The organism is Capnocytophaga sp. oral taxon 412 str. F0487 (genome assembly GCF_000271925.1).
Taxonomy (GTDB): domain Bacteria; phylum Bacteroidota; class Bacteroidia; order Flavobacteriales; family Flavobacteriaceae; genus Capnocytophaga; species Capnocytophaga ochracea.
Genome location: NZ_AJZR01000006.1, coordinates 42,026 through 64,791 on the forward strand (window position 1 = coordinate 42,026; position 22,766 = coordinate 64,791).

At 39.3% G+C, this 22,766-nt stretch carries 24 protein-coding genes; 10 read left to right on the forward strand and 14 right to left on the reverse strand.

Features of this window, described 5'->3' with window-relative positions; all coding sequences use genetic code 11:
- Positions 1-12: 12 nt before the first annotated feature.
- Genes aroQ through HMPREF1321_RS00785 form a run of 3 tightly spaced genes read right to left on the reverse strand, consistent with a single transcriptional unit; the run spans position 13 to position 2,206 of the window.
- Positions 13-432: a type II 3-dehydroquinate dehydratase gene (gene aroQ, locus HMPREF1321_RS00775; RefSeq protein ID WP_009420930.1), complete on the reverse strand. Its 420-nt coding sequence runs from the start codon at positions 430-432 to the stop codon at positions 13-15.
- Between the two features lie 7 nt (positions 433-439).
- Positions 440-1,159 (reverse strand): head GIN domain-containing protein, encoded by a 720-nt coding sequence (locus HMPREF1321_RS00780; RefSeq protein ID WP_009420992.1) that lies wholly within the window; start codon positions 1,157-1,159, stop codon positions 440-442.
- Positions 1,160-1,168: 9 nt separating this feature from the next.
- Complete coding sequence (locus HMPREF1321_RS00785; RefSeq protein WP_009421012.1) at positions 1,169-2,206, reverse strand: glycosyltransferase family 9 protein; 1,038 nt, start codon at positions 2,204-2,206, stop codon at positions 1,169-1,171.
- Positions 2,207-2,516: 310 nt separating this feature from the next.
- Here HMPREF1321_RS00785 and HMPREF1321_RS00790 point away from each other — a divergent pair, with 310 nt between their 5' ends.
- Positions 2,517-3,776 (forward strand): M64 family metallopeptidase, encoded by a 1,260-nt coding sequence (locus HMPREF1321_RS00790; protein WP_009420948.1) that lies wholly within the window; start codon positions 2,517-2,519, stop codon positions 3,774-3,776.
- 268 nt (positions 3,777-4,044) lie between these two features.
- Here the strand turns inward: HMPREF1321_RS00790 and HMPREF1321_RS00795 are convergent, their stop codons facing one another.
- Together HMPREF1321_RS00795 and HMPREF1321_RS00800 are read right to left on the reverse strand one after the other, a co-directional pair.
- On the reverse strand, positions 4,045-6,465 hold the full coding sequence (locus tag HMPREF1321_RS00795; RefSeq protein WP_410492491.1) for a glycosyl hydrolase family 95 catalytic domain-containing protein: 2,421 nt from the start codon (positions 6,463-6,465) through the stop codon (positions 4,045-4,047).
- A gap of 131 nt (positions 6,466-6,596) precedes the next feature.
- The gene (locus HMPREF1321_RS00800) at positions 6,597-7,562 is read right to left on the reverse strand and encodes a hypothetical protein (protein ID WP_002672807.1); all 966 of its coding nucleotides are present in this window, start codon (positions 7,560-7,562) and stop codon (positions 6,597-6,599) included.
- 126 nt (positions 7,563-7,688) lie between these two features.
- Between HMPREF1321_RS00800 and HMPREF1321_RS00805 the strand changes: the two genes are divergently transcribed.
- The 5 genes from HMPREF1321_RS00805 (at position 7,689) to HMPREF1321_RS00825 (ending at position 11,123) form a co-directional block, all read left to right on the forward strand.
- The gene (locus tag HMPREF1321_RS00805) at positions 7,689-8,033 is read left to right on the forward strand and encodes a CidA/LrgA family protein (protein WP_009410752.1); all 345 of its coding nucleotides are present in this window, start codon (positions 7,689-7,691) and stop codon (positions 8,031-8,033) included.
- Complete coding sequence (locus HMPREF1321_RS00810; RefSeq protein WP_009420963.1) at positions 8,033-8,725, forward strand: LrgB family protein; 693 nt, start codon at positions 8,033-8,035, stop codon at positions 8,723-8,725. Before HMPREF1321_RS00805 ends, HMPREF1321_RS00810 begins: the two co-directional genes overlap by 1 nt.
- Positions 8,726-8,881: 156 nt before the next feature.
- Entirely contained in the window at positions 8,882-9,229 is a 348-nt protein-coding gene (rplS, locus tag HMPREF1321_RS00815; protein ID WP_002672812.1) for a 50S ribosomal protein L19, read from the forward strand.
- Positions 9,230-9,328: 99 nt separating this feature from the next.
- Positions 9,329-10,657 carry an exonuclease domain-containing protein gene (locus HMPREF1321_RS00820; protein ID WP_009420937.1) on the forward strand — a complete coding sequence of 443 codons (1,329 nt, stop codon included), beginning with the start codon at positions 9,329-9,331 and terminating at the stop codon, positions 10,655-10,657.
- Positions 10,650-11,123, forward strand: a complete 474-nt coding sequence (locus tag HMPREF1321_RS00825; RefSeq protein ID WP_009421003.1) for a hypothetical protein — start codon at positions 10,650-10,652, stop codon at positions 11,121-11,123. The genes HMPREF1321_RS00820 and HMPREF1321_RS00825 overlap by 8 nt, the downstream gene beginning before the upstream one ends.
- Here HMPREF1321_RS00825 and hemW read toward each other — a convergent pair.
- From hemW to HMPREF1321_RS12065, 5 genes are all read right to left on the reverse strand, one after another.
- Positions 11,097-12,248 (reverse strand): radical SAM family heme chaperone HemW, encoded by a 1,152-nt coding sequence (hemW, locus tag HMPREF1321_RS00830; RefSeq protein ID WP_083832698.1) that lies wholly within the window; start codon positions 12,246-12,248, stop codon positions 11,097-11,099. The two genes, HMPREF1321_RS00825 and hemW, sit on opposite strands and share 27 nt — an antisense overlap.
- A 13-nt stretch (positions 12,249-12,261) precedes the next feature.
- Positions 12,262-12,807, reverse strand: coding sequence for a crossover junction endodeoxyribonuclease RuvC (gene ruvC, locus HMPREF1321_RS00835; RefSeq protein ID WP_002672831.1), 546 nt, complete (start codon positions 12,805-12,807; stop codon positions 12,262-12,264).
- Between the two features lie 13 nt (positions 12,808-12,820).
- Positions 12,821-13,354 (reverse strand): hypothetical protein, encoded by a 534-nt coding sequence (locus HMPREF1321_RS00840; protein WP_009410747.1) that lies wholly within the window; start codon positions 13,352-13,354, stop codon positions 12,821-12,823.
- A gap of 168 nt (positions 13,355-13,522) precedes the next feature.
- Entirely contained in the window at positions 13,523-14,215 is a 693-nt protein-coding gene (gene pepE / locus HMPREF1321_RS00845) for a dipeptidase PepE (RefSeq protein WP_009421007.1), read from the reverse strand.
- Between the two features lie 89 nt (positions 14,216-14,304).
- The gene (locus HMPREF1321_RS12065; RefSeq protein WP_083832703.1) at positions 14,305-14,466 is read right to left on the reverse strand and encodes a phosphinothricin acetyltransferase; all 162 of its coding nucleotides are present in this window, start codon (positions 14,464-14,466) and stop codon (positions 14,305-14,307) included.
- Between the two features lie 631 nt (positions 14,467-15,097).
- Between HMPREF1321_RS12065 and HMPREF1321_RS00850 the strand changes: the two genes are divergently transcribed.
- The 4 genes from HMPREF1321_RS00850 to HMPREF1321_RS00865 are packed head-to-tail and all read left to right on the forward strand — an operon-like array spanning position 15,098 to position 18,574.
- Positions 15,098-15,388 (forward strand): DUF493 family protein, encoded by a 291-nt coding sequence (locus HMPREF1321_RS00850; RefSeq protein ID WP_009410743.1) that lies wholly within the window; start codon positions 15,098-15,100, stop codon positions 15,386-15,388.
- Complete coding sequence (locus HMPREF1321_RS00855) at positions 15,385-16,047, forward strand: DUF4290 domain-containing protein (RefSeq protein ID WP_002672843.1); 663 nt, start codon at positions 15,385-15,387, stop codon at positions 16,045-16,047. The genes HMPREF1321_RS00850 and HMPREF1321_RS00855 overlap by 4 nt, the downstream gene beginning before the upstream one ends.
- The gene (murA, locus tag HMPREF1321_RS00860; protein ID WP_009421029.1) at positions 16,034-17,344 is read left to right on the forward strand and encodes a UDP-N-acetylglucosamine 1-carboxyvinyltransferase; all 1,311 of its coding nucleotides are present in this window, start codon (positions 16,034-16,036) and stop codon (positions 17,342-17,344) included. Before HMPREF1321_RS00855 ends, murA begins: the two co-directional genes overlap by 14 nt.
- Positions 17,345-17,404: 60 nt before the next feature.
- Positions 17,405-18,574, forward strand: a complete 1,170-nt coding sequence (locus HMPREF1321_RS00865; RefSeq protein WP_009420947.1) for a MalY/PatB family protein — start codon at positions 17,405-17,407, stop codon at positions 18,572-18,574.
- A gap of 83 nt (positions 18,575-18,657) precedes the next feature.
- Here the strand turns inward: HMPREF1321_RS00865 and mraY are convergent, their stop codons facing one another.
- The 4 genes from mraY to HMPREF1321_RS00885 all read right to left on the reverse strand — a co-directional run bounded on the left by mraY (position 18,658) and on the right by HMPREF1321_RS00885 (position 22,763).
- A complete protein-coding gene (gene mraY / locus HMPREF1321_RS00870; protein WP_009410740.1) occupies positions 18,658-19,893 on the reverse strand; it encodes a phospho-N-acetylmuramoyl-pentapeptide-transferase in 1,236 nt (411 codons plus the stop codon).
- A 33-nt stretch (positions 19,894-19,926) separates the two neighbouring features.
- Complete coding sequence (locus HMPREF1321_RS00875) at positions 19,927-20,625, reverse strand: hypothetical protein (protein ID WP_009420916.1); 699 nt, start codon at positions 20,623-20,625, stop codon at positions 19,927-19,929.
- A gap of 331 nt (positions 20,626-20,956) precedes the next feature.
- Positions 20,957-21,874, reverse strand: a complete 918-nt coding sequence (gene miaA, locus HMPREF1321_RS00880) for a tRNA (adenosine(37)-N6)-dimethylallyltransferase MiaA (protein ID WP_009421027.1) — start codon at positions 21,872-21,874, stop codon at positions 20,957-20,959.
- Entirely contained in the window at positions 21,864-22,763 is a 900-nt protein-coding gene (locus tag HMPREF1321_RS00885) for an ion transporter (RefSeq protein ID WP_009420998.1), read from the reverse strand. The genes miaA and HMPREF1321_RS00885 overlap by 11 nt, the downstream gene beginning before the upstream one ends.
- Between the last annotated feature and the right edge of the window lie 3 nt (positions 22,764-22,766).

Here is a 22,766-nt window from a genome sequence, read left to right on the forward strand (position 1 = left end):
AGCCTAATCCGTTTAATCTATAAAACTCTGTAGTGCCAATTCATAGCTCTTCAAGCCAAAACCTCCTATTACACCCTTCACCACCGGCGATAAAAACGACTGATGCCTAAACGTTTCACGCGTAAAAGTATTAGAAATGTGCACTTCTACTACGGGCGATGTAATGGCTGCCACCGCATCGGCAAGGGCTATGGAAGTATGTGTATAGGCTCCTGCATTCAGTATAATGCCATCATACTCAAAACCTATATGGTGTAACTTGTCTATCAGTGCCCCTTCGTAATTACTCTGGAAATAATACAATTCAATATCTGTATATTTCCTATGTAGTTCTTTCAGGTAATCCTCAAAGGTCTGATTGCCATAAACCGAAGGCTCTCGAATGCCCAACAGGTTCAAGTTGGGTCCATTGATAATGATGATTTTCTTCATATCTACGTTATTCTTCTATTTTAATACGCCCTATCCCTTTCACACTTTTCTTAAATACAGGCGGATTTCCTTTCACAGTAATGCCTCCTGCTCCTGCTATAGAAGCATCTACCTCTTGCGTTACATAAGCCGATATACCTCCTGCTCCCGCTATGCGCAAAGTAGCTTTTTCAGCTTTAAGCTCATCAGCATCTACATCGCCAGCTCCTTTCACGTATATACTTAGGTTTTTGGTTTCTCCTGCAATGTCTATACCTCCTGCTCCAGCCACTTGTAAATCAAGTGAAGTAGCCGTTACCGATGCTTCAAGGTCACCACTACCCTCTAATTTTACTAACAAAGAACCCACTTGCAACTTCTTTTCTGTAGATATATCCACAGCTCCTTTCCCTACTACTCTCTTTAAACGTGTGTCGATAGGTACGTACACAGTAATAGAGGTTTTGAGTGAGTATTTCCTATCAATGCTTATATAAAGCACATTGTTGGAGACTTTAGTCTCTAAATACGAAAGTACCTCTTTCTGTCCTTTCACTTTTATTTTGCCTACCTCTCCTTCTGTAAGCACAAGGTTATAAGCTCCCGAAACTTCTATAGCGTCATAATTCGCTACTTTTCTGTCTTCGGTGATAACTTCTTTGTCTTTTTCTGTCTTCTTTTGGCTGTATCCTATGCCTACAACTAATGTTACAAGGATAAATGTAATAAATCTTTTCATATATTTCATCTGTTTTAATTATTTCTCTTCTGTTAAGTCACTTAGTATAGCTTCTGTTTTCGCTATAATCTCTTCAATCGTAATAGTCTCTATGGCTTTCTCATAACCTTTGGGGTATTTCTTCCCATATACCGAAGTAGGAATGAGTGGATACTGCTCTCTATCTGCCAAAAGAGCATTCTCCTTAGGCTGTAAATAAGGATAAAACCCCGCATAAGGGTGCGTCACTCCCCATAAGGTAAGCGTCGGAATTCCATACATCGCCGATAGGTGCGCATTCCCACTGTCCATTGCTATCATTATATCTAAGTGCGAAATGAGCTCCAACTCTTGTTTAAACGAGAGCTTCCCTACCATATTTTCAGCATTAGCTAAGTTTATTTTGCTCACCTGCTCTTCCTCTTCTTTTCCTCCTCCAAAGATGTAAATCTTGCCACTGTCATACCGTTGAGAAAGTGCCGTTATCACCTCGCACATCTTTTCAAATGGATACTGTTTACCTATGTACGACGCAAACGGAGCAACCCCTATACGCACTCCTTCACACAGCAATTTCTGTACCGTTTCACTCGGTTCTTCTGGCGGTAAAATATATGGTTCACTTAGGTCAATCGGGAAACCCAAAGAAGCAAACACATCAGCATATCGCTCATACGAAGGCTTTAAAGGCTCAAAAACTTTACACTTATAGCTGGTAAGTGCTCTCTTTTCTCTACGTCCTTTGTCTATTTGCTTGAAAGGTATTTTGCTACCCTTAAAATAGAATTTCAGTACATTAGTGCGCAACACATTGTGAATGTCTGCCACACCGTCAATTCCCTTCGCCATCAATTCCTTATACAGTTTGTACAGTCCCAATAAACCACTGTGTTTCCCGTTAATTTCAGGAGTGAATACCTCCAAGTTAGGAATATGTGAAAACATCGGTGCAAATAACGGTCGCGTGAGGTAAGTGATTTTTACATCGGGATATTGCTCCGAAAAAGCTGTTACAACCGGCACACTGATGGCTACATCTCCCATCGCCGACATTCTAAAAATAGCTAAATGTTCCATTTTGTTTTGGTATTTAAAGTTTTATTAGTACCTTTGGCTTCTCAATAGAAAGGATACCTTTGATAAAGTTGTTTTTGCTAATTCACTTAGTGAAAACAGAATATTATTCTATCTTATCTTCGATTTATAGATAGGTAAGGTTCGAAATTAGTTCATTATACCTTCGTCTATCTTCCAAGATTCGTATAAGGTTTGTATAAGGTACCTATAAGATAGTATATTTTTCTGTATGGTATCCTCCTTCACTCTCGCCTTATAATTGAGATTGAAAATTGTTAATGGATATGCAAATGTAGTAAAAATTTATAATATGAGACACTTATTTTTAGTTTTTTTTATTGTACAGTCCGCTTTCGCTCAAAATAATACCGTTTTCGATTGCTCCAGAAGCCTTAGAATCGACTTTAATCTATTAGCCAATGCCCAGAGTATAGAGGTAATTTTTCAACAGCTCAAAAGTGAACCTCATTGGGGAGGCTCGCACACTCATCTTGTTTTTCCGAACTTAGGGAACCTGCGCCTTCAACTGTTCGACGGCGAAACTCTCGTCTTCTCAAAAGGCTTCAACTCCCTCGCCGATGAGTGGAAGGAAATCGAAGAAGCCAAGACTGAAAAACGACTCTTTTATCACGCTATGCAAATTCCCTTTCCTAAAAAGAAACTGTCTCTGCACATCGATAAACGAAACCGTGAAGGTGTTTTCGAAACGATTGCTTCTCGTGAGATTGACCCTAACGACTATTTTATAAAAGAAGAAAAGACCGTTGCCTTCCCTGTGAAGAAAATATTGTATAATGGTGAGGCTTCCAAAAAAGTAGATATAGCCATCTTAGCAGAAGGATACACCCAAGCCGAAACCGAGAAATTCTATGCCGATGCGCAACGTATGACCGATTATATGTTCACCATTTCCCCTTTCGATAAGCTCAAAAACAATTTCAATGTATATGCCATAGCCGTACCTTCTCAAGAAAGTGGCACCGATGTACCTGGAAAGAACATTTTTAAAAACACTGCATTTAACTCTTCCTTCTACACTTTCAATCAAGAACGCTACCTCACCACCAACAGTATTTGTGAAATAGCCGATGCTGCCTCAGTAGTCCCTTACGACCAACTCTATATCTTGGTAAATACTGAAACTTATGGTGGCGGTGGTTTCTACAATCACCTAAATTTAGGCACTGCTGATAACGACCTTTCTGAAAAGGTATACATACACGAGTTCGGACACGGTTTTGTAGGTCTCGCCGATGAATATTACTACGATTGGGATCCCACTTTTCAAGAGATGTACAATACTAAAATTGAACCTTGGGAAGAAAACATTACCTCATTGGTGAATTTTGAGAGCAAATGGAAGGATATGGTAAAAAAGAAGACTCCTATCCCTACCCCTCGCACTCCTAAATATAAAAATGTTGTAGGTGCTTTCGAAGGAGGAGGTTACACCAGTAAAGGCATTTACAGTCCTGCACAAGACTGCCGTATGAAATCTAACGAACCAAAAGGCTTCTGCCCCGTGTGTGAACGTGCTATTCGCAAAATAGTAGACTTTTACACAAAATAAAGAGGAAGCCATAAAACACCCTCTCAACGCTCACCTCGTGATATAGATATACAAATATAAAAGACGCACTAAGAAAATCTTAGTGCGTATTTTTCTTTTATGGGTCGCTACACTTTGCCAAAGTTTTTGCCTGTGTGGCTCGCACCTTTGGCAAAGTTGATTACCTCAATAATCAATTTCTTTTAGTTATATTGTAGGGGCGATTGGCAAATCGCTCTCACAAAACAAAACTTTTTGTACAGGCTTCTTTTCCTTTTATTGAGCTCTTTTAATAAATATTATATGTTTTGTTCTTCTCTGTTCTGAACGTTATCACTTTATCTTTATTACTTCCTTTTACAATCGCCTTTCCTCTACTATAAACATTCTTATTGGCAGGTAATAACACACTGCATTCTCCTCCATTTAGCGAAGTAATTTCAGCTTTCTCCAATTTGAATTGTTGCCACTCAAAATTTACTTCAAAACCATTGCGAGCTCTCATACCTTTCATAACGCCGTTTTCCCAATCGGGGTGAGAAGGAAGAGCAGGTAAAAAGCGAATAACATTACCCTTCCCGTGACTCTGTAAGAGCATTTCAGCTATGCCCGCTGTACCTCCAAAGTTCCCATCTATTTGAAACGGAGGGTGTGCACAAAACAAATTAGGATAAGTGCCTCCTCCTTGTCCGTCAGTTATATTAGGGTTTACAGGGTGTAATAATTGGCGCAACAAAAGTAATGCGTGATTGCCGTCTTGTAGTCGTGCCCAAAAGTTTATCTTCCACGCACGTGACCACCCCGTACCTGCATCACCGCGTATTTCTAATGTCTTTTTAGCGGCTTTGGCTAAATCTGGTGTATCCCAAGGAGTAATCTCATCATATGGGTATAAGCCGTAAAGATGAGAAACGTGCCTATGTTGTGGTTCAGCATCTTCCCAATCGTCAAGCCATTCGTTAAGGTCTCCTTTTTTACCTATGCGATTAGGAACTGTATTTCTGCTGATACGTTCCCATTCTGTGCGTTTCTTACTGTCTAAACCTAATATCTTAGCTGCATCACTTGTATTAGTAAATAGTTCTCGCACTATTTGCATATCCATAGTAGGAGCCACACAAGTAGTTCCTATTTGTTTTTTACCGTCTTTCAGTTCTGGTAATACATAAGCATTTTCAGGAGAGTTTGAAGGGGCTGTTACCCAATAACCCGTTTTGGGGTCTTTAATAAGCAGACTCTCAAAGAAGGTTGTAGCTTCTTTAAGCACAGGGTAGTACTCTCTTAGGAAGTTAATATTTTTAGTGAAGAGATAATGTTGCCAAATATGTTCGCATAACCAAGCGCCTCCCGTAAGAGTAGAACCCCACGTCGCCGATTCACCTGGCGAAGTATAAAACCAAGGATTGCTAATAACGTGAGCCACCCAACCATTAGCATTGTAATAGGCTTTCGCTGTTTTGCTTCCATTGGGTACTAAGTTTTTAGTAAACCTTTGTAAAGGTTCGGTAAGCTGCGACAAATTGGTAGGCTCAGCAAGCCAATAATTCATCTGTATATTGATGTTTAAATGGTAATCGCCATTCCAAGGTGTTTGATACTCTTCAGCCCATAAACCTTGCAAATTGGCAGGCAAAAGCCCTTCACGTGAAGAGGAGATAAGCAAATAGCGTCCAAAGTTATAATACAAAATAGGTAATAAAGCATCTTGCTCACCTTTATAAAAGCGTTCCAATCGCTCAAAAGTAGTAAGACCTTCCGTATTGGCATTCGCTTTTCCATACCAGCGATTACGGTTAAACAATCGCTGAAAAACAATACTACTCTCAGCTTTCGCTTTATCAAAACTCATAGGGGCTTTTTGCAAGTACTCATTAGCTTTTTTAGTTACTGAAATATCCAAAAGCCCTCCCTTGTTAAAGTTATAATTAGTTACAGCACTTATCCTTAAAGTAATTTCTTTTGCCGACTGTATAGCAATAGCTTTATGAGTACTCTCTATCTTTCCATCAGTTTGTACATCAACTACCGATGCAAAGTGCATTCCTTCTTTACCACCGTTGGGTAACACACCATTAAGAGTGATTTTATTATTCTGATAGGTAATCGTAGCATTCTCTTTGCGGAAGAGTGAAATATCTAAATTAAGCGGTGAGGTAGCTTTTATTTTCACCCATATCACATCGTTTTTAAAGTCAGCAAAAGCTGTTTGTCCTATTGAGTTATTATCTCGTTTAAACGAAGTAACAGCCGTTGCTTCATCAAGGCGTAATACTCGTTTGTAATCTTGAATAGGTGACGTGGTTTTCCAATCTAAAAGCAGTTCTGCCAATACTTGATAACAACCATAGCTACAGTTAGCACCTTGTCCCAAACAAGAGCCTTTCCCTTTGGCTACAAAATGCTGTTGTAAGAGTGCTTGTGCTTCTAAGTTTTTCCCTTGTAAAAGTAATTTCTGAATTTCTTTCAGATAGTTGTGCGCATTAGGGTCATCAGCTTCTTGTGTCCCTCCTGACCACAACGAGATTTCATTGAGTACAATTCTATCTACATCAGTCTTTCCAAAGAGCATTGCTCCTAAACGTCCATTTCCAATAGGGATACTTTCAGTAAAATGATTTGCTGGTTTGTGAAACACTACTGATACATCTTGAGGTTGTGCTTTGAGTAGCGTTCCTAAAAATAATAACATAATTAATAAGTTGGTTCTCATAAGATTGGTATATTTTTTATTAAGATGTCGCAAAAGTACAAAACAAGTAGCGTACTTCCAAATATTATTCAAAAAAAAAACAGCTCCATACTATTTATGGAACTGTTTTTATTTTTTATATTAAGAAACTGCTATTTCAACAATAAATTTGCTGAACCTACTTCGTTGAGGCGGTCATCATAAACAGTTACTTTATAAGTGCCTTTATCAAACTCTTTTCCTGTTCTGCTGATAAAGTCACACACATCCACATTCTTATTGTCGTAGATGAAGTGAGTAGCTGTACTATAATTCACTGTGTTTTCTCCTTCTGAGGTAGAGTCGTTAGCTCCTAAGGTAACTCCCGATGGTGAAACTACTTTCACATAGAAGTATCTTGAGCCTGATTTTGCTATTCTGTTAGCTCCTACAGTAAAGCAAACTCTTAATTTCTCAGCTGCACGACCTCTTTCGGTAATTTTGTTCTTAGTGCCTTTTACAGCTTCTATTGTAAGTTTGCTAATTTGAAGTGCAGAACCGGCTTCTACCACTTTCTTTAAGCTATTGGCTTGGCGAGCAAGTGAATCGGCTTTAGCACTTGTGTCGTCTAATTTTACTGACACACTGTCTAAATCCTTTCTGATAGCAGTGTTGGCACGTGCCAATGAGTCGTTCTTTCTGATTAAGAAATCACGCTCTTTGGCAAGAGCAAACGCTTGGTTTTTAAAACGAGCCAATGCCGAAACATTAAGTTTCATATTCTGCAATGAATCGATGTACTTGCCAATCTTGTCACGCGCATCAAGCAAATCCTGATTCACGTTTTTGTTATCGTCCACTACTTTGTCGTAGCTTCCTTTCAAAGCGTTCAAATCTTTAAGCACTTGCTCTTTCTGAGAGTTAAGATCTGCTTCCGTTGCCTCTTTGTTTTTGTTAAGAGAATAGGTATAATAACCTAAGCCTCCTGCTACCAAAGCCAAAATAGCAATTAAAATCTTCGATAAAACACCACCTCTCGGTCTGTCATCATCATTGGGATATGAAGGATACGATTGCCCTCCATCTGTTCCATTGGACGCTGAGTCCATAAAAATAGGTTTGTCGTAATTATTACTCATAACTTATGATTTTTACTCCGCAAATGTAGGTAAAAAAATATATAACAAGCAAATTTTTATATTTTTTTTAACACTATTAAAAAAGAAATAGTACTTTTGCAACCGTTTTTTAAGTACAAAATTATTATGTTAATACGTTATTTTGCAATCGTTTTCGGCTGTTTAGGCTTAGGAGAACTCATCGTTGCTCTCACACACATTCCTTTTCCTTCAAGTATCATAGGAATGCTCTTTCTCACCCTATTTTTAGAGCTTGGTTGGGTGAAATTACAGTCTATAAAAGCTCTCTCAGATTTATTAATTTCTAATTTAGGATTGTTTTTCGTACCCCCAAGTATTGGCATTATGGCATACTTTAAACAGATAGGTGAAAACTTTTTAGCTATCTTCCTTTCTATTATCATCAGTACCGTAGTAGTGATTGTTATAACTGGTCACGTATATCAATTCTTCCGTAAAAAATTAAAATAATGAAACCTTTTGTAGAAAACGAAGCCTTCCTTTTGGCTATTACTTTTATCCTCTATTACGGGGTATTACTTTTGCAACGCAAATATAATTCGGTTTTTTTAAATCCCGTATTAATCACTGTTTTAATGCTTATTTCTTATCTAATAATCTTTGGTATTTCTCCTCAAAAATATGAAGAAGCCGGTAAGTATATCGATTTTTGGCTCAAACCTTCTATTGTAGCCTTAGGGGTACCTCTGTATTTACAGCTCTCTAAGATAAGAAAACAGCTGATACCCTTAGTGCTCTCTCAGTTTGTAGGTAGTTTAGTAGGGGTGCTTACAGTTTGTTTGGTAGCCAAATGGTTAGGGCTCGAAGACGATATCGCCATTTCATTAGCCCCTAAATCGGTTACTACCCCCATTGCGTTGGAAGTATCGCGTATGCTCAATGGTATTGAACCTATTACAGTAATGGCGGTAATGACCACTGGTTTCTTAGGGAATCTTTTTGGTATTACCTTCCTGAATTGGTTTCGCATCAAAAGCCCTATGGCTAAAGGTATTTCATTAGGTACTGCTTCTCACGCTTTGGGTATTATGGCGGCGTTCAACCTAAGTGAAAAATATGCGGTATATGCTAGTTTAGGAATGATTTTTAACGGCATCTTTACCGCTGTATTAGCACCCCCAGTAGTACATTTGCTTTTTTAAGTAACTTATCACATCTCATTAGCATATTACAAAATTTTTCTTTTACAGGTATCTTGCTAATTCAAAAAAAAGTACTACCTTTGCCCCCGATTTGGAGTAACCTCTGGCGAGAGTCGTGAATGTTGCCCATTGATAACATAATTATTTATATTTTTTATGGAACCATTATTAAAGTACGTACAAGACAACTTTATCGAAAAAAAAGACTTCCCCGATTTCTCTGCTGGTGATACTATCACTGTGTATTACGAGATTAAAGAGGGTGATAAAAAACGTACTCAGTTTTTTAAAGGCGTTGTTATTCAACGCAAAGGTCACGGCGTAACCGCTACTTTTACTATTCGTAAAATGTCAGGAACCGTAGGTGTAGAACGTATCTTCCCTATCAATATGCCTGCCCTTCAAAAAATTGAAGTAAACAAAAAAGGTAAAGTAAGACGTGCTCGCATTTACTATTTTAGAGGACTTACTGGTAAAAAAGCCCGTATTAAAGAAGTTCGCTAATCAGTTAAACAAACTTATAAAAGCAAAGAGTAAGACCTTCCTTCCTCTTTGCTTTTTTCTTTTCTAATACCTAATCCATAAAACCTAACACCTAAACATTTGTACGCAATACTCGACATAGAAACCACAGGAGGTAAATACAATGAAGAGGGCATTACCGATATCGCCATCTATCAGTTCAACGGGCACGAAATAACCGACCAGTTCATATCATTGATAAACCCCGAACGCCCCATTCAAGAGTTCGTTACTAAACTCACAGGCATCAACAACAAAATGTTGCGCAATGCTCCTAAATTCTATGAGGTTGCCAAACGCATTGTCGAAATTACCACCGATTGCATTATCGTAGGTCATAATGCCGCCTTCGATTACCGCATCTTGCAAACTGAATTTCGCCGCTTAGGATACGACTTTGTCCGTACAACGCTCTGCACCGTAGAACTATCCGAGCGACTCATTCCCAATAAAGAATCATATAGTTTAGGTAAGTTAGTGCGCTCCTTAGGTATTCCTGTAAGCGACCGGCATCGCGCCTCTGGTGATGCCTTGGCTACCCTAAAACTCTTTAAATACCTACTCGAAAAGGACACCAAAAAGGATATCATTACTACCTCTGTCAAGCAAGATATTCGTTTAGAAATGGCTTCTCGTCATCTAAAAATACTCGACACTCTCCCTGAAACATTAGGGATTTTTTATATGCATAACGAAGAAGGTAAGGTCATTTACATCGGGAAACACAAAAATATCAAACAACAAGTAAACAGGCTCTTCACTTCTCCGTCCAAACGCGATAGATACTTGCAACGCCATACTTATCGAGTTACTTATCAAGAAACAGGCAATGAACTCATCGCTGCTTTAAAAAGGTTAGAAGAAATACACCTCAACCTCCCAAAATGCAATAGGCGAAATCCTGAAAAAGAAATAAATATCACTTATGCACTCACTTCTCACTTTAATACTAAGAGATATCTTTGTTTTTCAATAGAATTATTATCCACTCAAAACGAAATTATCACTACTTTTGAAACCAAAGAACAAGCCCAGCACTTTTTAAATCAAATCACTGAAGAGTACCATTTAAACGAAGTAGATTTCAATAACGAAACCGTAGAGGAGTATAACTCGCGCGCCTCTGAGGTGCTTTCAAAATACGGACTTGTGCACCGAAACGTAGCTATTGTAGATAAAGGTAGAGTAATAGGCGAGAAAAGCATTATTTTAGTAGTCGATGGCAATATTCAAGGCTATGCCTTCTTTAATCTGAATTTCCAGCTTACTCAATTAGAGATGTTACAAAACCTCATCACTCCTTTACCCAATTCATTAACAAACCGTCACCTCTTGCACGCTTACTTGCGACGAAAACCCAAAGTAAAAGTGCTAAATCTAAGCGAACAAAAACCTTATCATAATGAATAAACGAATTTTTATTACGCTTTTAGGAGCCTTTGCCCTTTTAGCCGGTTGCAACCAAACAGATAGCAATGCAAATGTTACAGCGATGAAAGAATCAGCTGAGAAGATTTCAAAACTCTCCGATTCTATCAAGAAACTCGATGAACAACTCATCGAAGCACTTAACTTCAGCCTCGAAACAAACGAGTTAGCACAACAGTATTTCGAAGATTTGAAAATTGACAATCCTTCACAAATTGTTGTCAATGCTTTAATGGAGATGAACGTAAAGGACACTAAAAACCCTTACATCAAATCTGAAAGCAATGGGAAGTTCTTGTTTAATAAAATAAGAATACTGAATGAAAAATGGGTGATTTGTGAATTTACTGATGGTGAATTGTGGGGTGACCTACTTTTGGAATACCATATCGACGGGAATCTAAACCCTACCTTCAAACCACTAAGTGAGGTCATCCACCCTAAATAAATCCGAAGCTATACCATCTGAGAGAAATCTGCCTTTGCGCGTTACTTTCAGATGGTTTTCTTCTATAACTAAAAGCTCATCGGCAAGGTACTTCTGTGCTTGTTGTAACAAATATTGGCAGTAACCTTCCCCAAATACTGTTCTCACTTCTTCCAAATCAATCCCTACCATCGTGCGTATACGCGTGATGATGAGTTCGTTATATCGGTTATTAAGGGTAAGTTCTTCTTTTTCCTGTGGCAAAATCCCCTGCTGTATTTGTTGTATATACTTAATGTTATGAGCGATATTCCAACTACGCTCCTTCCCGTTAAAACTGTGGGCTGAAGGACCTATTCCCATATAGGGCTTGCCAAACCAATAAGCCGTGTTATTCCTGCTAAAATACCCTTCTTTGCCAAAGTTTGAAAACTCGTATTGTATAAAACCCTCTGCTTCCAGTGTATCTATCAACATTTGAAAGTGAGTGTAAGCCTGCTCATCGCTTATTGGCGCGATTTTCCCCGTAGCAATAAACTTGTGCAAAGCTGTTTTTTCTTCTACCGTAAGCGCATAGGCTGAGATATGCGGAATATCGAAAGACAGTGCCTTATTGATATTCTCCTGCCAGCGTTCCTCACTCATTTGGGGAATGCCGTAAATCAAATCAATCGTGATATTATTAAAATACTGTGGAGCTATCTGTAATAAAGTCTCTACTTGGCTTACCGTATGCACTCTGTTCATCAATCGCAAGTCCTCTTCAAAAAACGACTGCACTCCCAAACTGAGCCTATTGATACCCAAAGAGCGTAATTGTTTCAAAAATTGCTCGGGAGAAGTAGCTCTAAAAAAGTCATCAGGATTAGCTTCTAAGGTAATTTCAGCTATGGTATTTACCTTGTAATGTGTGAAGATAGTGCGAAAAAGTTGTTGTAATTCCTCATACGAAAGGATACTGGGCGTCCCTCCTCCTAAGTAGATAGTCTGTAACTCACTACCTACGGCTTCCCCTTTGCGCAAAATGAGTTCCTCACAAAGGGCATTCACCATTTCTCCTTTTCTTTTCAGAGTAGTCGAAAAATGGAAATCACAATAATAACAAGCACGCCTACAAAAGGGAATATGAATGTATAAGCTATACAAAATGAAGTATTTTTTAACCTATACGGTCTTGATTTTGTTTTACAAAAGCGTCCCAACCACTATAACTTTGTTGTTTTTGCGACTTGCCACCGTTAAAAAAGTGACAAACAGCCACCGCCAGACCGTCGGTTGCGTCAAAGTGTTTAGGGAGTTCTTTTATATTCAGAAGTTGTTGAAGCATTTTGGCTACTTGTTCCTTGGAGGCACTACCATTACCCGTAATAGCCATTTTCACCTTTTTAGGTTCGTATTCAGTAATAGGAATTTCACGCGATAGCCCCGCTGCCATCGCCACTCCCTGCGCTCTTCCAAGTTTCAACATCGATTGTACATTCTTGCCAAAGAAGGGCGCCTCAATAGCCAATTCATCAGGCTTATAGGTATCTATCAGCTCCAAAGTGCGATTAAAAATCACACTTAGTTTTAAGTAGTGATTGCTGTATTTACTAAGTTGAAGCTCATTCAGCTGTAAGAGCTTCATAGTATCTCTTTCCACCTGAATAAGCCCAAACCCCATAATAGTAGTGCCTGGGTCGATACCTAAAATAATGCGTTCCAAAAGCTACGACCAATTATTTAACGTTAATTTCAATAGGCAAATTAAATTGCGTACTCACGTTCAGTCCGTTCTTGGTAGCTGGTACGATAGCATCTTGCTCTGAGAGCGCCGATAAATTAGCGCGTAATGAGTCTTCAAAGGTTTCACTATCAGTACTTAGTAATTCTTTTGTCTTATCATTGGCTTCTATACCTATAAGCACTATTTTACCTGTATTATCCACTTTTATATTCAGTAATACACGGTCGGTAACAGGCTCTGTTACTTCATAAGGGGCTTTTTTCAAACGCTCTTGAAAAAGGGTTGTAAAAGTCCTCTCAAAACATTCTTTCTGTCCTATCTTCGTCGTTGCTGTATCACATACCCCTCTAAAAATAGGATAAGAGTCTACGTCTTCCTTCACTATTTCCGAGAATTTTATTTCAGCTATCGAGTCCAACTTATGTTGCAATTTTGCTTCTTTCTGCTCAGGAGTGAGTTGGTTACCATTGTCGTTACACGCTACAAGTGCCAATGATAAGGCTAAAAAACAAAAGTAAAATTTCATAATTAAATGTTTAATAAGTGTTTTTACGGCTCAAAAGTATTACAAAAAATTGATTTACAAAAATAAATAACACTTTTTCTTCGTAAAAATATTCCCTTTTAATCTTCTTTTTCATCAAACCTATTATATAATAACCTGATTATAAGTATAGTACATTCCTTCCTTTGCCTACAACAAAATTTCCGTACTTTCGTAAGGTTCTTGCTCTTTTAGGAAAATTCTAGCCGTCAAATCACCTTTAAGGCTAACCTTCTCATCTTCCACACGTAGCCAACTACCTTCGCGCAAACCTATCACAGGAGTATCGTTAAAAACGTGGAATTCCTTAATTCGCGTTTCGCGAGTTTCTCCCTTGTGTTTACTTTGGGGGTCTGGGTCAAGGTAATGAGGGTTGATATTAAAAGGCACAAGCCCTAAGGTTTTAAACGAAGGCGGGTAAACAATAGGCATATCATTAGTAGTCTGCATTGTCTGTCCAGCGATATTGCTCCCTGCGCTTGTTCCCATATAAAGCGTCCCATTTTCTACTGCTTCACGCAATACGTCCATCACTTCCAATCCGTACAACTGATTCACCAGCACGAAGGTATTACCTCCGCCTGTAAAAATCGCTTTTGCCTGCCTAATAGCCTTTTTAGGGTCAGCGAATGTGTGTAAGCCCACTATACTCTTCCCTACCCTATTGAAAAACTGTTGCGCAATCTGAGTATATTCATCGTGCGTAATCCCACTGGGGCGTGCATAAGGCACAAATAATATTTCGTCAATTCCTGCAAAGAAATCAATCAATTCATCTTGTAAATAAGAAAGATAAGTACCCCCATATACAGTAGAAGTACTCGCTAATAATATTCTTTTCATCACTGTTTTATTTAGTTATAACACGCAAAGATAATAAAAAATCAAATAGCTTGTATCCCTTCCTCCTTTATTTTACCTCCATTTTACCTTTACTTTTCCCTCGCCACATTCCCCCCCTCTGAGGTAGCCAGCGACAGCTGGGTATGTGCACCGCGAGAGCGGAGTATGTGTAAGGAGGGAGGTTTGTCTCCTTTTCCAGCTTGTCCCCCTTCGGGGGTTCGGGGGCTTACCGAATAAACGACTCGCCACATTCCCCCTCTCTGAGGTAGCCAGCGACAGCTGGGTATGTGTAAAGGGGGAGGTTTCTTTTGATTTTCCGTCATACTTCCCCCTAGTGCCTATGACCTAAGGCCTAGTGCCTCTTCTCTTTTCTTTCGCCTCGAAACCCCGTTTTTAACATTTTTTACATTGTTGTATAATATTATAAATCAACTATTTATATACCCTTTCTATACCAATCGTCCAAGATTCGTATAAGCTTCCTATAAGCTCTCTATAAGCTAACCACACTCATTTTACCTCTTACCTTTTACCTTTTACCTCAACACGCCTTTCCGACCTTTTCCGTTTTCTTCCGAATCCTCCAACCTCTCCTCTAACCTGTCCGACCCGTCTGAAAAGTCCGACCCGTCCATTCCCCTTGGTGGTATTATTGGCATTTCTGGTATTATTAGCATTTACCCCATTTCCTCATTTTCTCATTCTCTCATTTCCTCATTTTCCACTGGCAAAGCTAATTATCGGTATTTCTAGTATTATTAGTATTATTGGCATTAAATACACTTTTTTACCTTTTGCTTTTTTCTTTCCAACTTTTTTCGTACCTTTGCACTCAATCTGAAAACTGTTCTCTAAACTATATAGTAAAAATAAAGAAACTCAATGAAAACAGAACAAGAATTAGCCGAATTTTACGAGCGCTTAAAGAATGAACTCATCGAGACTTCGCTCTTCCCAACTCGTTATCTCTATAAATTTGTAATACCTACTGATGAAGCTAAACTCAATCAGCTCAAAGAGGTATTTAAAAATACCGATGCCGAAATCACCACACGCCCATCGTCTAACGATAAGTACACAGGTGTTTCGGTAAGCCTTACCGTTAAAAACCCCGATGAGGTAATTGCCTATTACAAAGAAGCTGGTAAAGTAAAAGGAATATTATCATTATGACGACCTTAGAATATAACACCGAACGCCCTCACTTAATCATCCCCGAATACGGGCGACACATTCAAAAAATGATAGAAAAAGCGGTACTCCTTAAAGACCGCGATACACGTAATAAAACGGCTCGAAGTATCGTCGCCGTAATGGGAAACTTATTCCCTCACTTGCGCGACGTCCCTGATTTCCAACATAAACTTTGGGACCAGCTCTTTATAATGTCCGATTTTCAGTTAGACGTCGATTCTCCTTATGAAAAACCCACGCCTTCCACACTTCATAAACATCCCGAAAGACTTAGATACCCTCAAGCACATCCCCGCTACCGCTTCTACGGCAACGTAATTATTCGTATGATAAACACTTGCGTAAATTGGGAAAAAGGCGACCTACGTGAAGCTTTAGAGTATTCTATCGCTAACCATATGAAGAAATGCTTCCTCACTTGGAATAAAGAAAGCGTAGACGATAGCGTGGTTTTTGAACATCTATACGAACTGAGTAACGGGCAAATTGATTTGAGAAAGGCTAACGAAGACCTTACTAATAGTCGTGACCTTATCCGCACGAAGCAAAATCTAACTAAACGCACTCCTCAACCGCAACCTCAGCAAGCTAAAAGAATATTCTCAACCAATAAAAAAAATAACAATGGGCGTTTTTAAAATAGAAGGTGGACATACCCTCAAAGGAAGTATCACACCACAAGGAGCTAAAAACGAAGCACTACAAGTACTTTGTGCGGTTTTACTCACCGACCAAAAAGTTACCATTCACAACATTCCCGATATTCAAGATGTGAATAAACTGATTTCTTTGCTCGAGAATTTAGGAGTCAAAATCCAAAAGCTCGGGAAAGGTACTTATAGCTTTCAAGCCGACGATATCAATATAGACTATTTAAAGTCTGAGTCTTTTCATACCGAAGGGCAAGCCCTGCGAGGTTCTATTATGATAGTAGGTCCTCTGCTCACGCGTTTTGGAGTAGGCTATATTCCTAAACCGGGAGGTGATAAAATAGGTCGCCGTCGTCTCGACACCCACTTCGAAGGGTTCATCAAATTAGGTGCCCACTTCGAGTATGATGAGAATAACTTTACTTATAGCGTAGTAGCCAAAAAACTAAAAGGAAGCTATATGCTTTTAGAAGAAGCCTCTATTACAGGTACTGCTAACATTATTATGGCTGCCGTATTAGCCGAAGGCACTACAACTATTTATAACGCAGCTTGCGAGCCCTATGTACAACAACTCTGCCATATGCTCAACGCTATGGGAGCCGATATACAAGGTATCGGTTCCAACCTCGTTACTATCAACGGGGTAGAACGCTTAGAGGGTTGTACACACACTATCCTCCCCGATATGATTGAAATAGGTAGTTGGATAGGCTTGGCTGCTATGACCCGCAGTGAAATTACCATTAAGAATGTAGGCTGGGAGCATTTGGGTATTATGCCTACTATCTTCCAGAAATTAGGTATTACCTTCGAAAAGAAAAACGACGATATTCATATCCCCGCTCATACTAACGGCTATGAAATCCAAAATTATATCGATGGCTCTATCCTAACCGTAGCCGATGCCCCTTGGCCTGGTTTTACCCCCGACCTACTCAGTATCGTGCTGGTAGTCGCTACCCAAGCACGTGGGGAAGTGCTTATTCACCAAAAGATGTTTGAGAGTAGGCTATTCTTCATCGATAAACTCATAGATATGGGCGCTAAAATTATACTATGCGACCCTCACCGTGCTACCGTTATCGGTAATGATTTCCGTTCACCTTTGCGCGCAACCTTAATGACCTCACCTGATATTCGTGCCGGTATAGCCTTGCTTATTGCAGCTCTTTCAGCCAAAGGCACCTCTACCATTTACAATATAGAACAAATAGACCGTGGTTACGAAAACATCGACGGACGACTCAAAGCCCTCGGCGCCCAAATAGTAAGAGTTTCCTAATAGATATCCGATAACACGTAACATATTAAACATTAACCATTAAACATTAATCATTAAAAAGTGAATTATAATTTTGACGAAGTAGTTTGCAGAAAACACACCGATGCTCTCAAGTTAGAGGCATTAGCCCCCCGCTGGGGACGCACCGATTTGCTCCCTATGTGGGTAGCCGATATGGATTTTAAAACACCTCCTTTCATAGTGGAAGTGATGAAAAAACGTATGGAATGTGAAGTCTTTGGCTACACAGTGAAACCCGAAAGTTGGTATGAAGCTATTATCAGTTGGCAAAAACGCCGTCATAAGTGGACGATTACCAAAGAAATGATTTCATTCGTACCTGGGGTAGTACCAGCTTTGGCTATGGCAGTACAGGCATTTACTCAGCGTGGTGAAAAGGTAATGATTCAGCAACCTGTATATAATCCTTTCGCTCAGGTAATCCGCAATAACCATCGCGAATTAGTAAACTGTCCATTAGAGCTGAAAGATGGGCAATATCATATCAATTTTAAACTCTTCAAAAAAAAGATAAAAGGCTGTAAGCTCTTTCTCTTCTGTCACCCTCATAACCCTGGCGGACGTGTATGGACGTGCGAAGAACTCAAAAAAGTAGCAACTATCTGTGCTCAGAACAACGTAATAATAGTAGCTGACGAAATCCACGCCGACCTTACCTTACTTCCCTACGAGCACATTCCGTTTGCCTCAGTAAGCGAAGAAGCTAAACAGAACTCCGTTGTATTTGCATCTCCCAGCAAGGCTTTTAATATGGCAGGCTTAGCTACCTCTTATGCGGTAATTGCTAATCCTACCCTACGCCGTCGCTTCGAGAGCTATGTAGAAGGGAACGAATTGGCTGCCGGCAATGTATTTGCTTTTAATACCGTTGTAGCAGCCTATAACAAAGGCGAAGAATGGTTACAACAAATGCTCACTTATGTTCAAGGTAATATTGATGAAGTGGTAAGTTATATCAAGGAAAACATACCTCAACTAAAAGTCATCATACCTCAAGCCTCTTATTTAGTGTTTATTGATTTCAGTGCGTTACAGCTCAACCAAAAAGATATAGTCGCTCTATGTACCAATAGGGCGCACTTAGCCTTAAATGACGGTAGTATTTATGGTGAAGAAGGCAATGGCTATATGCGCATCAATTTAGCTTGTCCGCGTAGTGTGGTAAGGCAAGCCTTAGCTCAACTCAAAGACGCAATAACATCAATATAAAAGTCAAGCGCCTAAATAATCTGATTATTTAGGCGCTTTTCACATTTCTATTCTCCAATATATCCAAGCTTTTAATTGAGCTCTTATCTCAATTTTAGCGTTACAATGCTAATCACCGCTAAGAAAATCCCTACAATAAGAAAGCGCATCACTATTTTACTCTCGTGATATCCCTTCTTTTGGTAATGGTGGTGTAAAGGCGACATCAAGAAGATACGTCTACCTTCACCATACTTTTTCTTCGTATATTTAAAGTAAACCACTTGCAATATCACCGATAAGTTTTCAATGAGGAAGATACCACAGAGCACAGGCAACAAGAGTTCTTTGCGTACTGCTATGGCTATTACAGCTATAATCCCGCCTATAGTCAAACTTCCTGTATCGCCCATAAACACTTGGGCAGGATAGGTATTATACCACAAAAAGCCCACCAAAGCTCCTGCAAAAGCGGCTATGAATACCGTCATCTCCCCTACTCTTGGGATATACATAATGTTTAAGTATTCTGAGAAGATAATGTTACCCGAAATCCACGCAAATAGCCCTAATGTCAGGACTATAATAGCCGAGCTTCCCGCTGCCAATCCGTCTATACCATCAGTAAGGTTCGCACCGTTAGAAACCGCTGTAACAATAAGAATCACAATGGGAATAAATACCAGCCACACATAATGATGATAATTATCTCCTGCCCACGCAATGAGGTCAGCATAGTCAAACTCGTTATTCTTCACAAACGGAATAGTAGTTTTCGTCGATTTCACTTCTGGAACAAAATTCTCTGTGGCTGTTTCTGCTACTACTTCAGTACGTGTTCGTCCAATACCTGTTTTCTCACTCTTAATAGTTACATTATCATTAAAATAGAGTGTCGCCCCTACGATAATTCCTAAGCCTATTTGTCCTAATATTTTAAAACGTCCTTTCAGTCCGTCTTTATTCTTGCGGAAAGTCTTGATATAATCGTCGATAAAGCCAATGGCTCCCATCCACACAGTAGTGATGAGTAGCAATAGGGTATATACATTATCTAACTTAGCCAACAGCAGTACAGGTATAAGCGTGGCAAGAATAATGATAATCCCCCCCATAGTAGGAGTGCCTGCTTTCTCATTCTGCCCCGTAAGCCCTAAGTCTCGCACCGTTTCGCCTATCTGTTTGCGTTGTAGGAGGCGAATAATACGCTTCCCATAGATGGTAGAAATAAGCAAGGAAAGCATTAAAGCCAAGCCTGCGCGAAACGATAAGTATTTATAAAGCCCCGACCCTGGAAAGTCGTAATATTTTTCAAGATATTCTAATAAATAATATAACATTTTAAATAATAGTTAAATGGTAAGAGATAAGAACTATTTGATAACGATTACAATCTCTTTATCGCGTCTCTTTTTCTTTTTGCCATCAGTGGCTTTTAAATCAATTTTCACGGTATGAGCATCTATTTTCTCAATATAAGGGTGTTTGCCTTTTATCTTCTTTATTTTGCCCTCGAATACAAGCGTATTATTGATATCAATATTAAACATCTTCTTCATCTGTGCTACGCGCTCTGCTTGCTCTTCATCATCTGTATTTTGTTCCAAAGCAGCAATATTGATGCGCAACTCCTTGCCGTCCCATTTAAAAGCCGAAATACTCAGAGGGTTGTTATTGCGTGTCCCTCTACCAATAGCGGCGGTGATAGAAGCGTATTCTTCAGGCGCAAAATGGTCGAACCTAACCTGAAAACCTACTTCCTTATTGTCTTTAAAAAGTCCTTTAATAGCTGCGCGTTTCAGCAATTCAGCTTTATCAGCAGGAATGCTATCCTTTTCTACTGTTTTTTGAAAGTCGTAAACCGATTGCCATTCTTTCGGAAATTCGGGCATATTCACGTTTTTCAAACTGTTTTCTCCTTGTTTTGCCTTTGCTTGCATAGCAAGCATTTCACTCATATCCACTGCCATATCCGTAGAAATGGTAGCATCTTTATGAAACGTAAAGGTATTTGTTACACTACAAGATTGCAATGCTAGTAGCGCAAAAGCTAATAAAATCAGTTTTTTCATTAGTTATCAATTACAAATTTTGGTGCAAAGATAATATTTTTTACAATACTTCTATCATTCCTGAAATCAAACGCACCTTTTTTACTTCAAAATATCTCCCTCTATCCTCCTTCTTAGGCTTGTTTTAACTCCGCCTTCCCTTCGTTCATTCTTCGTCTTTTGTTCGTTCATTCTTCGTCTTTTGTTCGTTCATTCTTCGTCTTTTGTTCGTTCATTGTTCGTCTTTTGTTCGTCTTTTCTTTATCTGCCCGTGCGGCTCGCACCTGTCTGTCGTGCTACGACCTCGCACTGTCATTAATTTGGTATTATTGGCATTTCTGGCATTGTGGTATTACTCCGGTATTATTGGCATTGTGGTTTTCTGAAGAACTTCCTCCACCGTTGTCCTGTAATCAAACCAATGTATAGAACTATCTTTGTGAAACCACGTAAATTGTCGCTTGGCAAATCGACGAGTGTTCTTCTTAATTTCCTCTATCGCAAAGCCAAACGAGGTCTTCCCTTCAAAAAAAGCAAATAACTCCTTGTAGCCTACTGTCTGCAAAGCATTGAGTTCCTTGTGCGGAAACATATCTTGTGCTTCTATAAGCAACCCTCCTTCAAGCATTTGCTCTACTCGCTCATCAATGCGATTGTAAAGCACCTCTCGCTCTGCCGTAAGTCCTACTTGTATGCTCTCAAAGTCTCTCACCGTTTCTTTTTTGTTTAAAAAAGACGAATAAGGCTTCCCTGCTACCATACACACTTCTAAGGCGCGTATCATTCGTTGCGGATTATTTGTATCTATTTTCTCGTATTGCACAGGGTCTAAAGCTTTTAGCTTTTGTTGCAAAAAAACAATGCCTTCTGCTTTATACTGCGCATTCAGCTCTTTTCTTATCTGTTCATCGGTTTCAGGAAAATCATCTAATCCACTGAGCACTGCATTAGCATAAAGCCCACTTCCTCCTACCATTACTACCACATCGTGAGTTCTAAAAAGTGTGTTGAGCAAGCTAATAGCATCGCGCTCAAAATCGCCTACTGAATAAGGCTCAAAAATAGATTTATGCTGAATGAAATGGTGCTTTGCCTGAGCCAATTCATCAGGCGAAGGAACAGCTGTGCCTATTGAAAGCTCCTTAAAAAACTGACGTGAGTCGCAAGAGATGATTTCAGTACCGAAGTGTTGTGCTAAGGCTATAGCCATTCGCGTTTTTCCAATAGCAGTAGGTCCTACCACACTCAAAAGTATTTTTTTATGCTTCATCGTGATTGTTCTTTTGGAGTATTAACTCACTACCACATTGGCTACAATATTTAGCCCCCTGCAAATGTTTATCAAAAGAACATCGTTTACAAACTAATTTTCCAGCAACCTCATTCTCTTCGTGTTGCTTTTTGCTCCCCTCAATAGAATGTTTCTTTTTCATATGGGTATATTCAGCAGTAACAATACCCGTAGGTACCGCAATAACGCCATAACCCAATATCATTACAAACGAAGCTATCAGCTGTCCCAATGTAGTTTGCGGAGCTATATCTCCAAAGCCTACGGTAGTCATTGTTACAATACACCAGTAAACACCGCGTGGGATACTGCTAAACCCGTTCTGGTGTCCTTCCACTACATACATTACTGACCCTAAGAGTATACAAATCACCGATATGAAATAAATGAAGATAAGAATTTTGTCTCGGCTAGTGCGCAAAGCCATTTTCAGCTCCTCCCCTTGCTTCATAAAACTCGCTAAATCCAAGATACGGAAAATACGCAATAAGCGCAAAGCCCTCACTACTGATATTGCCTTTGCACCAGGAGCGAAGAACGATATGTACATTGGCAAAATAGCAATGAGGTCTATAATGCCATACATACTAAAAATATATCTATAAGGCTTTTTATTGGTAATAATACGCAAGATATATTCAAGTGAGAAGAAAACGGTTATCACCCACTCCATAAACACCAACAAACCGTGCAAATGGTAGTCAACACCCTTTACGGTTTCAAGCATTACCATTATCACACTGATAGTAATGAGCGACAACAGCACAAGGTCAAATAGTTTACCTAAGCGTGTATTCGTCCCATAAATAATAATATAAGCCTTTTGCTTGAATATATTATATTCTGATTTAAGTGTTGCTTTGTCCATAAA